The 14,919-nt window shown below is 36.6% G+C and carries 12 protein-coding genes and 2 pseudogenes; 6 read left to right on the top strand and 8 right to left on the bottom strand.

The window, feature by feature from the left end; genetic code table 11:
- Nucleotides 1-368 (bottom strand): annotated as a pseudogene (locus UF06_RS13105) (transposase); the annotation flags it as partial.
- A gap of 381 nt (nt 369-749) precedes the next feature.
- Between UF06_RS13105 and UF06_RS13100 the strand changes: the two are divergent.
- Both UF06_RS13100 and UF06_RS13090 read left to right on the top strand, forming a co-directional pair.
- Nucleotides 750-1,724: an SMEK domain-containing protein gene (locus UF06_RS13100; protein WP_077201211.1), complete on the top strand. Its 975-nt coding sequence runs from the start codon at nt 750-752 to the stop codon at nt 1,722-1,724.
- Between the two features lie 227 nt (nt 1,725-1,951).
- Complete coding sequence (locus tag UF06_RS13090) at nt 1,952-3,649, top strand: DUF2326 domain-containing protein (protein WP_045570842.1); 1,698 nt, start codon at nt 1,952-1,954, stop codon at nt 3,647-3,649.
- A gap of 291 nt (nt 3,650-3,940) precedes the next feature.
- On the opposite strand, the gene UF06_RS13085 is transcribed toward UF06_RS13090, so the two are convergent.
- The 3 genes from UF06_RS13085 to UF06_RS13075 form a co-directional block, all read right to left on the bottom strand.
- A complete protein-coding gene (locus UF06_RS13085) occupies nt 3,941-5,224 on the bottom strand; it encodes a hypothetical protein (RefSeq protein ID WP_045570841.1) in 1,284 nt (427 codons plus the stop codon).
- Nucleotides 5,225-5,226: 2 nt separating this feature from the next.
- Entirely contained in the window at nt 5,227-6,273 is a 1,047-nt protein-coding gene (locus UF06_RS13080; RefSeq protein WP_045570840.1) for a nucleoid-associated protein, read from the bottom strand.
- A 380-nt stretch (nt 6,274-6,653) separates the two neighbouring features.
- The gene (locus UF06_RS13075) at nt 6,654-6,863 is read right to left on the bottom strand and encodes a helix-turn-helix transcriptional regulator (RefSeq protein ID WP_045570839.1); all 210 of its coding nucleotides are present in this window, start codon (nt 6,861-6,863) and stop codon (nt 6,654-6,656) included.
- Nucleotides 6,864-6,969: 106 nt separating this feature from the next.
- Between UF06_RS13075 and UF06_RS13070 the strand changes: the two genes are divergently transcribed.
- From UF06_RS13070 to UF06_RS13055, 4 genes are all read left to right on the top strand, one after another.
- Nucleotides 6,970-7,509 carry a hypothetical protein gene (locus UF06_RS13070; RefSeq protein ID WP_045570838.1) on the top strand — a complete coding sequence of 180 codons (540 nt, stop codon included), beginning with the start codon at nt 6,970-6,972 and terminating at the stop codon, nt 7,507-7,509.
- A complete protein-coding gene (locus UF06_RS13065; protein ID WP_045570837.1) occupies nt 7,499-8,818 on the top strand; it encodes a HipA domain-containing protein in 1,320 nt (439 codons plus the stop codon). Before UF06_RS13070 ends, UF06_RS13065 begins: the two co-directional genes overlap by 11 nt.
- A gap of 64 nt (nt 8,819-8,882) precedes the next feature.
- Nucleotides 8,883-9,086 (top strand): hypothetical protein, encoded by a 204-nt coding sequence (locus UF06_RS13060; protein ID WP_045570847.1) that lies wholly within the window; start codon nt 8,883-8,885, stop codon nt 9,084-9,086.
- Nucleotides 9,083-9,442, top strand: a complete 360-nt coding sequence (locus tag UF06_RS13055; RefSeq protein WP_045570836.1) for a transcriptional regulator — start codon at nt 9,083-9,085, stop codon at nt 9,440-9,442. The genes UF06_RS13060 and UF06_RS13055 overlap by 4 nt, the downstream gene beginning before the upstream one ends.
- A 95-nt stretch (nt 9,443-9,537) precedes the next feature.
- Here UF06_RS13055 and UF06_RS24500 read toward each other — a convergent pair whose 3' ends face one another.
- The 4 genes and pseudogenes from UF06_RS24500 to UF06_RS13035 form a co-directional block, all read right to left on the bottom strand.
- Nucleotides 9,538-10,944: a hypothetical protein gene (locus UF06_RS24500; RefSeq protein ID WP_082069703.1), complete on the bottom strand. Its 1,407-nt coding sequence runs from the start codon at nt 10,942-10,944 to the stop codon at nt 9,538-9,540.
- 333 nt (nt 10,945-11,277) lie between these two features.
- The gene (locus UF06_RS13045) at nt 11,278-12,594 is read right to left on the bottom strand and encodes a DUF6602 domain-containing protein (RefSeq protein ID WP_045570835.1); all 1,317 of its coding nucleotides are present in this window, start codon (nt 12,592-12,594) and stop codon (nt 11,278-11,280) included.
- Nucleotides 12,595-12,813: 219 nt separating this feature from the next.
- The gene (locus UF06_RS13040) at nt 12,814-13,272 is read right to left on the bottom strand and encodes a hypothetical protein (protein WP_045570834.1); all 459 of its coding nucleotides are present in this window, start codon (nt 13,270-13,272) and stop codon (nt 12,814-12,816) included.
- Nucleotides 13,269-14,795, bottom strand: a pseudogene (locus UF06_RS13035) (hypothetical protein); the annotation flags it as partial. The pseudogene UF06_RS13035 and the gene UF06_RS13040, both read right to left, overlap by 4 nt.
- Nucleotides 14,796-14,919 lie beyond the last annotated feature (124 nt).

The following is a 14,919-nucleotide window of genomic DNA, read 5'->3' as shown; positions in this document are numbered from 1 at the left end:
AGGCCGAGCAATATTGAGCAGCTCACACTGGCGCTTTATCGGCAATGGGGTGGATTTAACCAGCGAACTCTTTCGCTGGGCTCGGTCTAACGACCGAGCACTTTGGCCAAAAAATCATTTTCCATGGTCAATTGACCGATCTTGGCGTGAAGTTTGTCCACTTCTTCGGAATTCTCTTTTCCTGTGTGATTTTCGGTGGCAAAAATCATGGCTGCGTTTTCAAGCAGCTCCTTTTTCCATGTCGAGATTTGGTTAGCGTGCAGGTTGTATTTCTGAGCTAACTCAGCGACGGTTTTATCGCCTTTAGCGGCATCGAGTGCCACCTTAGCTTTAAACTCAGGAGAGTGGTTTCTACGTTTTCTAGTCATAATCTGTCCCTGTATTGTTGGGTACTATCAAAACAGATCGACCACTTAAAGTCATGTCCGAAAATCGGGGGCCACTTCTCTCCTTTGTATCGTATGCACCATCTACCGAGATATCCGTGATAGCTCTGCGTGTTTGTTTGAGTAGATTGGGGAGTACTTCTGTATGCAACTAAAGTAAGTGAATGAATGTCTCTGAGCTGATCGTAAGATTTTGATTTAGTTCATTCGATTTCTGTAACACAGACTGGTTGTTCTCACTATCCAAATCAATAAAAACCACATAGATCAATTAATTAGTATGAACATACTTAGGTTATTAAGTTTTATGGTATGATAAAAATCATATACAATGGGATTAATAACAATAAACCAGTACTGATTATGCTAGAAGAAGAAAAGTATATAAAATCTGCAACATCTTATTTATGTACCTTATCGGATTACACCGATACTATGTCAAGTTTGAATCTACACGACACATCTGTCATTCAAGAAAACTTCTTCTCACGCGTGCTAAACTTAGTTTTTGACTATGAGTTAGAGAACATAAACAAGATCAAACAAAATGCATCAGCCATAGATTTGTATGATAATAAAAACCGACTATCAGTTCAGGTAACATCTACTTCAAGTTTAACTAAAGTCAAAGATTGTCTTAAAAAATTCCAAGAGAAAGAGCTTAACAAAGAATACGACACACTAAAAATATATATTTTAACCAAAAAACAAAAGTCGTATAAAATTGATGATGTTGAAATAGGAAAATTCAAGTTTAGTAGCAAAGTAGATATTATAGATAAAGAAGATATTTTAAGAGCGATGCTAAACTTACCTTTAGCAACACAAAAAGAAATCGTTGATTTGCTATTTCATCAGATAACACCTTTAAAAGAGGAGTCTGAACCATCTAACGAAGTAATTACACTAGTTAAGCTAATAAACCGTCTAAGTGATATGGTGACGACCGAGTCTTTTGATGAGAATACTGAAATAGATCCAAAGCAAAAGATACCTTTGCGGTTTAAAGATAATACTGAAGATATCGAAGATGACCTATTCGAACTAAGTATTACCTACGAGCCAATATTAGCTTCAATACTTAAAAACAATGAGATTGATAGTTTAATGCATTCCAAAGTATCTACTTACCTAAAGATAAAAAGCAGGAAAATACTAAAAGAAAACAATATGGATGCAAACCAGTCATTGGATGTACTTCAGGATGAGATCATTAAAAATCTAAACCTTGGAAGTTACTCATATGACGAAATGGCAGTTAGATTTTTCTTACTAAAGCACCTGACTGCATGTAATGTTTTTCCTCTATCTAGAAGCGAAAGGTTAGCACATGTATAGGCTAATAGAAACTACTGAAAGTATTGAGTACTCTATTCCTATTGTTGGAGCTAGCATACTTTCCATCCTATTCAAAAATCGAAAAAGAATGACTATAAATGGTCTTCTAGACACAACATATCGTTCTTTCCCTGAATATGGAGAGCAAAGAGTCATACAAAGTTTGATCTTTCTATACTCAGTGGGAGCGATAGATTTAGATGAACCATACATAGAGATCAGTAAAAATGATTAAAATTAAAAAAATGTACTGTACAGATGATTCATTATTCGACCCAATAGAATTTAAGGATGGATTTAATATTATCCTTGGTGAAAAAAGTCACAGTTCATTAAAGAGGAATGGTGTAGGTAAATCTATATCTATTGAATTTCTGAATTTTGGTTTACTTAAAGAGTTTGATAAAAGTAGAATTAAAAATATCCCAAGTGACATTATTGGTTCAGATAAGTCCATTGTACTAGAGCTGGAAATATCTGGTAAACCAATAAAGATAGAACGATCGATAGTAGAGCATTCAGATGTCACTATATATGATGGGTTCCAAGCTTTAGAGATGAATCTATCTGAAGCAAAGAACTATTTATTAAACAAAATAGAGTTTAACTCGCAAAACAAATATTGCTCATTTCGAGATTTAATTAATCCAATTACAAGAGATGAAAGGTGTGAGTTTAAATCCATCCCCGATTATAGTGATACAAATGTTAAGGTTCCTGTTAACTTCAAACCTCATTTTTTTATCTTAGGGTTAAGTGTGGATAATTTAAACTCCGCAATGAGTTTAAAGAAAAACATTAATGATTTACAATCTGATAAGAGAAAGACTGTAAAGTACGTCGAGACTCTACTTGGGAAAAGTATTAAAGAAGCTAAAGTTGAACTTAATAGAATAACAGATGAGAAGAATAAACTAGAAGAACTTTTAGATAATAATGATTATTCAGCTTTTGACGATATTGATAATGAGAAAAACAAACTTGATATTGAACTTAGAGAAATTAGAACTAAGATATCCACGCTAAAATTAAAAATATCTCAAGCTAAAGAACTAGGAAAAAATCAAAGTATAGACATAAAAGCTGTGTCAGATATTTATGGAAAAGTTAAATCAAGTTTAGGTGACTCAATATCTCGGACGCTAGAAGAGGTGCAATGTTTTAAAAATACAATCGATGCATACACAAACAATTTAATAAATAGTCGTATATCATCAATTGAGAAAGAAATTAACTCGCTCCAAGATCGTCGCTCTCACCTTTTACATTATCGAAATAGAAATGAATCGGTGGCTCGCGACATTGAATATGATCAAAAAGAAATAGTGGGTGAGATTGCTATCAAGAATGATTTTATAGCTGAGCTAAAATCATTCTTGAAGAAAGTTGAAAGTATTGAAAGTTCAATAAGTAATTGTAAACTTAAACTTGAAGAAGCTAAAATAGATATAAAACTAGAGTTAAATGAGTTTTCTGGTTTACTGGATAGTTTTGAGAAAAAAATTCTTGATGCACATTCTAAATTATTTGACGATATGTCAGCATCTTTCTCAATTTTAGTGAATGATAGAAAAGAAATAGTAGACTTCAATTTGAGAATTAAAGAGGATGGTGGACACAGTAATGAAAGAGCTAAGGTGTTTATATATGATTTCTCGTTGCTAAATCATGATAAGAAATATTCAAATCATCTTGGATTTTTAGTACATGATAATATTTTTGATAATGATGATGACACATTTGGAAAAGCTCTAAACTATATTGAATCTACGTTATCATCAACAGAGAATAAACAGTTCATACTCACACTTAATAGTGACAAACTTGACTCTATTGCATTGAATTTTGATTTGAATAAGTATGTTATAGCAAAATACACCAAAAACAATAAATTTTTAAAACGCAATTATGAAGAGATAAAGTAGTATTATAACTTGTCAGTGGCTGTGCTATCAAATAACGGTATAATTTGACAATCTATAAAATAAGGCTGTGAGAATTTTGATCGGCCTTATCTCTTCTAGTTGTTAAAATGAGAGATGAAACTAAGCAGCATTCAATCAGTAAGGTTCGTACATTTTAGCTATACCTGAACTAGAATATTTATGGTTTGCTAATATTTAATTATCCGAAAATAATTTATGTCTAGAAGCGATCTATGTGGGGAGGGGGATAGGTGTACGTACAAGTCAAACACCTGTCAGATCAGGTCTGAATTAGTATAATTTAACAATAGCAGCTACGATGATTTCCCACCCCTTCGTTGAATTTTCTAGTATCCAATCTAACATGCGCCCCCAAGTATAACTCAGAGATATATCCAAATGTGTATAAACAATAAGCACTAGACCGACGATCAGAACCAAGAAAAAATTCAATTGGAACCTTTGTGTACGACACCTTTTATCCAAGTCAGCAAACTCCGATGCTATTTTAGCATGGTGCTCTGGGTACTCTTTCTTAAGACGGTTGATTTGTCCTTGGTACTCGGTCTCTATAGACTTCAATGAATGCTTCTGGTTTTGTATTAATAACCACATCATCAATCCGTAAACTAAGGCTGATGCAAATAAAAGCATATTAGTGGCTTCAGTAACATCCCCTGTCTTTGATATTGATAATCGAAGTGCTACAAATGCTAATGATACTGGAATACCTAATGCTTTCGTTTGAATAGAGCTAAATGTCTCATTAATTTTCAACATGTATTCTCTTTTCTTTTCCTGATATTCCAAACGGACATCATCAAAAGAAAATTCGCTCACATATAGATCATAGTTTTCAATAACCTGAGCGGAGAATTCTCCAAAGTGAGTAAGGAGGTATTCAAAGCGTCTCTCTTTTTGCACAGATTTAAGAAAGTCATACAATGCTGTTTTAAAGATGCTTACTCGTTGATCTTTGTGCGACTCATCTTTTATCCATTTGCTTATATGCGTTATGCCGTCTAGACCAGACTGAATATCCTCTAACTTGTAATTACAAGGAATCTCCAACCGATTTTTATGCAGCATTATTACGTTTGGGAGGTTGCTTCCATTCACAGTGTCAGTATGGTCGGCTTGATCAAGTAAAATTTTGATTAACACTACCGTATTTACATAGTGCTTCAAGTCACCAGTTAGACGTTCAGTGTCACCAGTGAATTTTGATTTATCGCTAATAATATAAAATGAATCAGGGATTATGTATTTGTTTTTACTTTTCTTGAAAAACTGACTCCAGTTTGAGTAAATTTCCACTCCATCTTGGTGTAAGTTAACCAATGAAATAGAAAACCGATACTCACGATTAATAACAGTGTCTTCAGCCTCTGGTGAGTTATTACTCGCCAAGTCTTCGATAGTTAAAAGAAGCCCTTCGTCTTCCCATGAAGATAGTTGCGCCTTAATTTCATTTGTCATTTTTATTTGACACATGTAATCGTCTTCGTTATTAGAAACGAGTTTGAACGTGTCAATAAAGGACGATACTTGATTAAGAAGCTCTACCTTAGTCATCTTTAATTTTTGCCTTCTAGCTGATCTTTCAGCGTCTTAGGTATTTCAGTAATGGTTAACACTCCACCATTCTCGGGATTATATACGACAGAATTTCCTAACAGCTTTGCGTCAAAGCTTAGTGAAATATGCTTGTTTCTTCCTGAGTATTTTTTTAATCGTCTTAGAGCATTAGGATCAGTTGCGAGTTCGTTATTGAGATTATGAGGCTCACCTTGTGAAATACGCAAAAATTGCCCTTTTTTCTCTTCGCCTACATCTTCTGGCAAAAATGTCGCGTCTAGGACAGTAGAAAGAGTATCTAAGTGTATTGTTTGCTTTTCTTCCTTTCTCCACTCAACAATCTGGTCATGAGCCTTGTTTTTCACCATTTCGGTTTTCGCGTCATCGAAGAGGTGATGACGACAATACTCTTCGATACATTTTACGAGAGCCTTAGTGTCCGTCGCGGCCTGAGTGAACTCTTTACAACCAATGAACTTCGCGAAGTAATCCGTAACCTTTTTGGCTTCTTTACCAATCTTAAAGGAGATGTAGCGGTTAGATTGCTCATCTGCATTTCGCCATTTAGTCAAATTAATTCGGGCAGCCATATGGAGCTTATCAAGATCAACACTATCGAATTGCTCTAGTTCTAATTTATCAATACGCATTACCATTTTTTCGCGTAGTAAAACCACGCTCAGAAAGTGCTCTCCAGCATGCGTATAATGGTTAAACCAAAGATGCCCTCCTTTTGCTGAAGGTGCGGACATTAGTTGTTTTTGCAGATAAGTAGCTGCTGACTTTGTAAAACCAACAAAATTATCAAATCCTTCGTTGTAGTATTTTTCCAATAAAAATTCAAAATGAGTCAACTGCTCATCCACTTCTGGTTTTTCAAAGTGACCAGTATTTAATCCAGTAGAATTAAATTTCTCATTGATCCCCTTGCTGAGTTGAAGCGCCGATTCATTTACTTCATTCTCTTTTTTGCGATCATCTAGCTCAACTTTGGTACTTTTTTCCTCTTTAATGAGGTTGTGCAAAATGACATTTTTAATTTCCATAGCGCTCACTCAGTTGTTACTTTCATTATTATCAATAAGTTAAATCAAACTACAGTAACAATTTACAACTACTGGGTTACTTTGTCCTTAGTAAGCATCATACTTTTCTATATTTAGAGTGCTGTATTTATAAACAGTATATAGGAAAGGTTAGCAATGACAAATTGGACATAGATGTTGTTGTTCAATCATGGAGCTTCCCGTTAACCAGCGTCCCGATCTTTTCATGCCATAGCAAAGGTAGAATTAGGTTAGGGAGTGGAAGAAAAAGTTACCAACTAGAAGAGTGCAACCAAGTGTTTATAAGCACAGATTCTTTGTCTTTAGTGACAAAGACAATTATTCATTCCCAGTAAAAAATTAATCTAAGGGCTTAAACATTAAGGCAAAAGCTCCTTAGCATCACAGCCCAAAGTCGCTGCAATCTCATACAGCTTCTCAACCGTGAGATTGACTTCACCGCGCTCAATGCGTCCAACATAACTTCTATCTATCTCTGCGAGCAACGCGAGTTTATCTTGAGTTAACCCTTTGGATTTCCTCATTTTAGCAATGCGTTTTCCCACAAGTGCTGCAAGTTTCTTGTTCATGTTTTTTATTTATGAAATTAATTTGCTGAACAATTGCACAGTTGCGGCATATAACTCCACGGATTATAATCCTCAAAATTAACAATGAAGGCCATTTTTTGAACACATGAAGGTAAAAATCAGAAAAGAGTTATTTCTCGCCATTTATTGCAATGAACATTTCTCTGCTAATGACTTAAAGTCCTTTCCAATAGACTGCGATGAGAAAGAGTACTTATCGGATGAATACGTCGAAAAAAAATTGAAGGAAATGTCGCTTATCGGCGCGGTACTTTCGTGCGGTTTCGATAAGCATGGAGATGAGTTGTTTTCCAAAGGTTTTATGTTTAACCATACCGATTGGGAGGTTGTTGATTACGACAATTACAGTGAGGATTCCAATTATTTTTCTCTCAAGAAAGAAAGTCTCTTGACGATTTTGCAAGATAAGCAGGTAGCTCTGTCAGAGTCCTATTCTCTTCATAGCAGGTCATGGAAGCATTTCAATCGGTTGTGTGCGCAATACTCCGAGCTTAGGCCATGCATAGAGCAATACATCTCACAGCATGACAATCGTAGATTGGATCTCAAAGCCGAAATGATGGCAGTAGAAAATGCAATTACCTTCTACAAAAACACAGCCCAACTAGAAGAAAGTGGGAGCTAATTTGTACAATCCTATACTTTACGCATATGCCACAAATAACAACATGCTCGTGGGGCAGTTTGTTCAACGGTCGAAGACCGACTTGTCATTTTCATATTCTGAGCAATGGTTAGCATATCATTCATCCTTTCCGATCTCGTTGAGCCTACCGTTAAGAACGGGAGAAAATTCATCATTTAATGTATTGAATTTCATGAATAATCTTCTTCCTGATTTAATGGAAGAACGATTAAGCCTTGCTCACTCAATGGGAGTGGAATCTAATGATGCATTCACTTTACTCTCCAAACTTGGTCATGATTGTACTGGCGGTATTTCGTTCACGGGTAGTGAGAATCTGCCAGATATGGGGTGGGAGTATCGAGAGCTATCAATAAGTGACTTAAATGAACTCGTTACTCTGCGTAAATCATTTCTCCCATGTTTTGGTGACTACAGGCCATGTGTATCTGGTACGCAAAGAAAAACCACGCTGATGAAAACAAATGGAAGGTGGTATGTCCCACAGGGAGCCGCGTTCAGTAGTCACATAGTTAAGTATCCGATGGATGTTATTACCCAAAGTAACTCCGTTCTAGATATGAGCAGCAGCATTGAGAATGAATTCATATGTGCTCAAATAGCCAAGGAACTTGGTTTTAAAGTACCTAATGTTGAGATAATAACCGTACAGTCAGGAGCTAAAGCGCTTGCAGTCGAACGGTTTGATCGTTGTTTTGGTAATAGGACCGTTTATCGTAGGCACCAAGAAGACTTTTGCCAAATTTTCGGCGTTCCTGAGAATAAAAAATATCAATCGGAGAATGGTCTAGGAATCGCCAATATTGTTGATACTTTAAAATTCTCAACTGAAAGAATGGTGAACACTGATGACTTTTTTAAGTTTATGATCTTGCAGTATCTCATTGGTGCCACCGATGGTCATATCAAAAACTTTTCAGTGCATATTGAACCTGGCGGACACTATCATCTTACACCATTCTACGATTTGCTATCAGCCCATCCTGCTGTCGGTGCTAAAGGGCTAAATAAGCGAAAGCTAAAGTTAGCTATGGGACTGAAAGCATCCAAGGGATATAAATACCACATCAGCAAGATTTGTTTGCGTCACATAGAACAGACTGCGAGTCAGTTCGGTATCCGCAATGACGAATGTCATGAGATCGTGTCAGGCTTTCTTGCTCAATTTAGCAACGCCCTTAGTTTAATTGACAAACGATTTCCAGAGAAAGAGTTCGCATTTGTAAAGGACGCCATATTTCAACATGCCACTGAAACCGTCGATAAGCTAAACCGATCAATCAAATGAATACCTGAGGTAACGATTGTTACCCTAGTTGTAAACATAACAGTTAGAAATGGGGCAGGTATGTATGTCTGAAACTACAAATATTGAAAGTAATACGACTCTTGATTTGAAGCAGTCGTTTGCTCTGTTAAGTGTCGATAAGAACGGTATCGTAACAATGAAATTTGGTGATGAAGTAACGATCTTTATGAACGAAAAATGCCCAGCCATCACGACAGATTTATTGAAAGTGATTACATCCATAAAAGCTGAAGGGAAGTTGGTATGAAAGCTCGAATCGGAATTCTATCAGAAGAGCTTGTTCGCAAACACATGATTCGCGTTGTAGAGGGAAAAGCAAAGCATGAAGAATGTTCCCCGCAGTTCTGGTTTGCATCACTAACAGCGCTTTCAAAACTGTTAACTAACGAGAATGTTGAGCTACTGAATACGATTGCTCGCGAAAAGCCGAGTAGTCTCGATGAGCTTGCCGAAATGAGCGGTCGTAGTATCGAAGAGGTTACTCATACTCTTGAAGCCCTCTCATCCAAAGGTTTTGTTTGTATTGATAAGAAAGGAAGCAAACCTCGACCTATAGCGTTATTTACAACATTCGAGATCCTGGGCAACTCCCTTTTACTTTGAATCGCTAACTTATCATTGGACAGAAATCATTTAGCTTGATTACTTTAAATGATTTCGACAGGTTAGAAAAAGTATCTTGAAGCCTTAAACTATTTTTATTTTTCTAAAATATTAGACTTTATCCAATTTACAATTGCAATACGTATGTAATTATCAAAGTTTATATAATCACTTGTTTTTTCTTTAAAAGAAAAAGATATTTCTCTTTGCATATTAAAATTAAATTCATCAAATGCAAACTTACCAGCATGAAAGTGACTAGATCTCACTGTATAAAAGTAGTCTGACAATTTTTTGTCAAATCCTTCGATAGAGTACTTTTCTAAAAATTGTGAAAAACTAATTCCTTCAACTTTAGACAAAGCTTCAATAGCACAAACTTTGTACGACTTATCTAAAGTTGCTAAATTTCCTCCAGAGGTAATTGAAATGTTATACATGCGACAACAGGAATTAAAGGCTGCTCTATAGTTACTTCCTAATTTTGATATCCCGCTAAAATATTTTCTAATATCTGTTGGTATGCTAATTTCATTATCAGGGTAATGTGGCTCAGAACTAATGGGGAAATATTGTGGCTTATGTTTAGATTTCTTTTGCTTTATTTTATGAGCTGAAAAGACATCATCTAAGAACTCATTATTTGAAGTGGTATCATAAATGGTTGACCCCAAGAATTCGTATCCACCGTCGGATTTTGGCATTGCAAAGTTCATGGCTACTTTTCCTGATTGAAAGGAATTCACATGTTCCAAGTCTAATACTGATTTCAATCCATAGTGATTGTCTTTAACTATAAGACCTAGTTCATAGTCAATGAACCCAGTTCTATAACGATTCAAATTAAATTCATTTCCATGCTTTGTTGTAAAAATTCTGAACTCAGATCTCACCATATCAAAGCCAACATCTAATAATACCGAGAGATAACTATTTACATTTAAGGTATGATTAAAAGCTAAACTTCTAGCATGTTCGATATTTACTGCTTCAACCTCAATATCCAGCATGACTATTTGTTCAGTCATTGGTTCCTCTTTGCTTGTCCATTCTAAAGGCTTAATTAAGAATCGATAATCACTATCATTGATTAGGACTTCATTTCTTATAGGGTGGGAATTGAATATTTTATTATATGTTCTAATAGTGTACTTTTTTAGCTCACCATTAATCTGACCACTCATTATTTCATCAATAAGTTCCAGAGTGAAATATTTAAGGTGCACTTCATTGATATCAATCGATGAGCTTAAAAGAGTAGTTGAGATTAATTCCAATTGATTAGGTGAGAACTCGAATGAAACATCAAGCATTACTATATCACCAAGGATATCATGTTTAACTATAAATTTAGATTCCTTGTTTTTACTATCTAATACATCATTTAAATAGGTTTCTACTAGTTCATTACAGTATTTATCAATACACGCCTGAACTCTATTTAATGTGATAGTATCTAAATTGTACTTTCGATCATGACAATATTTTATTACGCTTTCCATTTTATGTAACCTTCTTGAAGTTTAACTCTTATCAACCGATAAAATTGTTGTCGATTGTCTCACACAATGCAATCAAGATTATGTTAATTTAAATTATAATCAATAAGTTATACTACATGAAGGGTAACTAATATACAAAGTGTTGCCTAGTGACAGGAACGCTAAGTTTTAAACTTAATTGGATAAGTTTGACTAGGGAAAACTCAGGTTAACAAGATATGAATGAGTAAAAGGTTTAACGTACAAAGGGGCACTTCTGAGTTACGAAGTGCCAAAAATGAAGGTTCTGGACAAAACTAAGTTAGGTACAAAGCGCTAACTCGGCCTTTAGGTTTACATAAAGATGAAATTAGAAATTACGAACTCTTGTTCTTGCCCTTCAAGCCAAATATCTAGCATTTTTCTGTCAGTAGAAATGTAGCCAGTATTATCGTCAGCCGTAGCGATGAAACTAACAGACTCAATTGGTCGAAGAAAACCGTTGTCATTCATGAAATATCCAGAGCACAGAAGTTCTTCTGTAACATCTTCAAAGGTGGCTCCAAACTTGTCTGATAGCCACTCTGAGCCATCAGATATATCAAACTCGCCACCGCGCCAAATCATTAAATTAGTTAACGTAATGGCTGCTGCACTTAGCTTCGCAGGCTCCCATTTGGTGTTAGCTTCTCTTATTAGGATTTTCTCTGATGGCTCATTAGTTCTATACCACCAACCAACATTATCGCCCTCGCGACGTACTGTTGCAGTTAAAAGAGGTGCTAAGTTTTCAGTTTCTAGTGTATCTTCCCAAGGCATCGCAACATCAAAATATTGTGATATCTTCGACCAAATTATTTCCAGCATGATGTACGCTGGATTGTGACGAGTAGAAGAAATAGCAACCCAATTATTTACACCTTGTAGAGCCATGTAAGGGAAACCATTATTCTTTACCAAACAATAGTTATTTGCAGTAACTAATGTAGGAAATGAAGGGATGCCAAAACCAATACCATTGCTATCTTTTTCTTGGGCAAGAATATCAACAAACGCATTTCTCAATCCAGATTCAGTTTTATATCCACCATAACCATGAATAATACTAACTGGCGCGTAGCATTCTTGAACCAGAGAATAAAAGAGCACACCATATTCTGGCTCTAGATCATGAATTTGGCGATATTTTACAGGTGACGGTTTGCCAGTTATTTGGGAGAATAACTTACCCGCCACATGTAAGTCTGGTTCATAGTCATATTCGACAAGTTTTTTTTCAAATAATTTTGCGTAACTTTTTCTTATTTTACTTAGGTGCTCTAAAGCGTCCTTTAAGTCAGGTTTGTTTAACGTTTTCTTTACTTCAAAAATACATAAAACAAACTCAATCTCATATATGTATTGTTCAGTTAATCCATATTGAATCCCATCACCATGAACAAGCATACAGTCAATTTGTTCAGGTAGCATCTCACCTTCAATTGAGATAAAACCCGATACTACTTTTAGATCTAATGCTTTTGGGATCGTAAACCTATTATCGATACCTTTACGGGTTATCTCTTCATAGGCACTGCCTAACGTTGGCATGTGGGGCATTTTGACACCATCAAGCCGTTTAGCTTCTTCAGCTATAAACTTTTCTAATATTTCGGATGCTTTTCTTATCATTTTTATGTCCTACGCTAACTAATCTAGTCCATGACTGATTTTAATGTTAATCAACTACACACATATTGAAGCGTTAGATAAAATTGGTCAATTAGCAGAAAAATGATATGTAAGTTCTCGTTATGCTAAACGATAAAGGGGCAGCGTGAGTTTAGTGGTGTTACCCCATCAGTGTGGTAGTGGTTGTCCACTCAAACATTAAGTGGACATAGATAGGTGTTACTTGATTGGAACTATTTTAGTTCTTTTGAGTTTAGCAAGCTCCTCGCGAAGTTCGGCATTCTCATACTCCAAACTATCGATACGAGCTAATGCCTGAACCAACTTATCGTTTAGGTGGTGCTGTGCAGATGCAAACAAAGTTAACTTCTCACGTTCAGCCTCGTATTTTGTCTTGTAGTTGTCCTTGATTTGCTTTTGCTTGTTGAGCTTGGAGCGCACCACCTGGATTTCTGGCTGGATCACTTCGCCTTTGCTCTCTGCGATCTCGACTTTGGCCTGTTTAATCTTTTCCACAAGTTCAGGATAGTAATAACCACTACCGTTACCTAAGTTTGCCTCTTCCTCGACAGCTCTTACGCTGAGCTTGCGGTGAGTAGGAATACGCTTGGGTATACCTTGCTTAATTCGTTCCAGGGCAGCCTCTAATATTAGCAGTGTATTTTCGCTTTTACTCATAAGTTAATTACCTTCAAATCGGGTTCGAAAGGAGTGAAAGGTATATCAAAGTCAGCCATGACTTTCTCTGCGGCTCTTACTTGAGTGACAAAGTGGCTATGCTCACTTACTGAAACTTTTTCTCCAGATCCCATGTAGGCAACTAAGCTGCGGTGTCTTTTCTGCCACCGCTTGGCCTGTTGTTCGTCAATGATGCTGCTTCCTGAACCGCAATCAACACAGAACTGTGGGGCAACTACGCCATCCATATCGCAGTCATAACCAGATGTGCAATAACTGTGCATTGAGCCATGCAGCGTTAACTTACCATCCTTGACGGCTTTATATATTGTATCCCAAGAGCTATAGATGGTTGGCATATCACCTCGCATTTTCATGATCGCCTTACCATGAGTCCCTGATAGGGTTTCATCTGAGTGCCATTGCATAAAGATTTTATTGGCGGTGGTTTGAGCATTGATTTCATTCAGTGTCTTTTGCACCTGTTCATCTACTTTTAAGTCCCGTAAGCTCGCTAGCTTGCCACCATTCGTGTACCACGCGGTCATCGCAAGATAGAGGTGCTTAAATTGCTGTTTAAGCGCTACGAGTGTCCCGAAGCGGTTCTTAATGCAGTAAAAGGCTAAAGTTCGTCTAAATTGATGCGTTGTTAATGGCCAAGGCTTGCCGACAACCAAGCTTTCTTTCACTCGTAGTAATGAGCAAGGGTTAGACTCAAGGCTTTCTTGGTAATCTTCCTCAGTGATAATGAAGTTAAAATGTTTACAAAAGTTCTTTAATCGTTGATTCCAATGGGGAATAACTACAGGTTCCTTAGAACGGCTAGCTTGATTAACCCATAACGTGTTTTTGTATTTCTCATCGGGGTAGCTTACCTGACTTCTCCAACGTTCTGTTAGCACAGACATTAGCTCTATCGCTACTTTGGATGAGATGGCTGTCACCCATGTTTCTCGTTTTTCACCCAGCTTAAAGGTGTGTGATTGCAGCATGTGATAGTCACGCCCTTCAAAGGTATCTTTGTAGTAGCTATTAGGAGTCAATTGTTCCAACTCAGAGTCTCGCATCCCACTGAACCCCCCGCAAACAATGTAACTAGCCGTAATTAACTGTCCTAGATAACTTCTAAAGCTATTTCCGTTTTTCAAATCAATATTAGGAAGTGCTTTTGCCAAAGGGGTTAAAATATCCTTTGACGAAATTGGCTTATACTCATTTATCGCAGCAGAGAATTTATGTTGATTAATACTGCCATCAGAATTTATGAATGTGAATGTTTGGCCTTTCGCGACTTTTTCATTTAGAGTGCGTTTCCCTTCAAGGTAGCTAGCTTGCAATGCACTTTCCGTGTCGGCGATCAATTGCCTGTATGGATAGGCTCCCTCAATAAGTTCGATAGCCTTTCCATAGATGGCTGTACACAAGCGTTCTGGAATCACGAGAGTTTGTTGTTGCTCTTTGTTGCTTATTTTCTTAGATATTTCAGTCGCTTTTATTGGCGATATCCCAAGTTCTAGTTTGTATCCGCCCCATGAACCCACGGGGCGATATTGTTAGTGTTTGAAGTTCCAAGGCAGGAGTGCATCGATATCAGGTTCCGCTTTCGCTAACTCCTGCATGCACTTGACCATGTAGTCGTAAAGGATA

The organism is Vibrio sp. S234-5 (assembly GCF_000960595.1).
Taxonomy (GTDB): Bacteria; Pseudomonadota; Gammaproteobacteria; order Enterobacterales; family Vibrionaceae; genus Vibrio.
This window is presented reverse-complemented; position numbering and strand designations above follow the sequence as displayed.

Excerpts from the sequence above, each read along its gene's own strand:
- UF06_RS13100 (WP_077201211.1), top strand. The coding sequence starts at position 750 with ATGCTAGAAGAAGAAAAGTATATAAAATCTGCAACATCTTATTTATGT.
- UF06_RS13090 (WP_045570842.1), top strand. The coding sequence starts at position 1,952 with ATGATTAAAATTAAAAAAATGTACTGTACAGATGATTCATTATTCGAC.
- UF06_RS13085 (WP_045570841.1), bottom strand. The coding sequence starts at position 5,224 with ATGACTAAGGTAGAGCTTCTTAATCAAGTATCGTCCTTTATTGACACG.
- UF06_RS13080 (WP_045570840.1), bottom strand. The coding sequence starts at position 6,273 with ATGGAAATTAAAAATGTCATTTTGCACAACCTCATTAAAGAGGAAAAA.
- UF06_RS13075 (WP_045570839.1), bottom strand. The coding sequence starts at position 6,863 with ATGAACAAGAAACTTGCAGCACTTGTGGGAAAACGCATTGCTAAAATG.
- UF06_RS13070 (WP_045570838.1), top strand. The coding sequence starts at position 6,970 with ATGAAGGTAAAAATCAGAAAAGAGTTATTTCTCGCCATTTATTGCAAT.
- UF06_RS13060 (WP_045570847.1), top strand. The coding sequence starts at position 8,883 with ATGTCTGAAACTACAAATATTGAAAGTAATACGACTCTTGATTTGAAG.
- UF06_RS13055 (WP_045570836.1), top strand. The coding sequence starts at position 9,083 with ATGAAAGCTCGAATCGGAATTCTATCAGAAGAGCTTGTTCGCAAACAC.
- UF06_RS24500 (WP_082069703.1), bottom strand. The coding sequence starts at position 10,944 with ATGGAAAGCGTAATAAAATATTGTCATGATCGAAAGTACAATTTAGAT.
- UF06_RS13045 (WP_045570835.1), bottom strand. The coding sequence starts at position 12,594 with ATGATAAGAAAAGCATCCGAAATATTAGAAAAGTTTATAGCTGAAGAA.
- UF06_RS13040 (WP_045570834.1), bottom strand. The coding sequence starts at position 13,272 with ATGAGTAAAAGCGAAAATACACTGCTAATATTAGAGGCTGCCCTGGAA.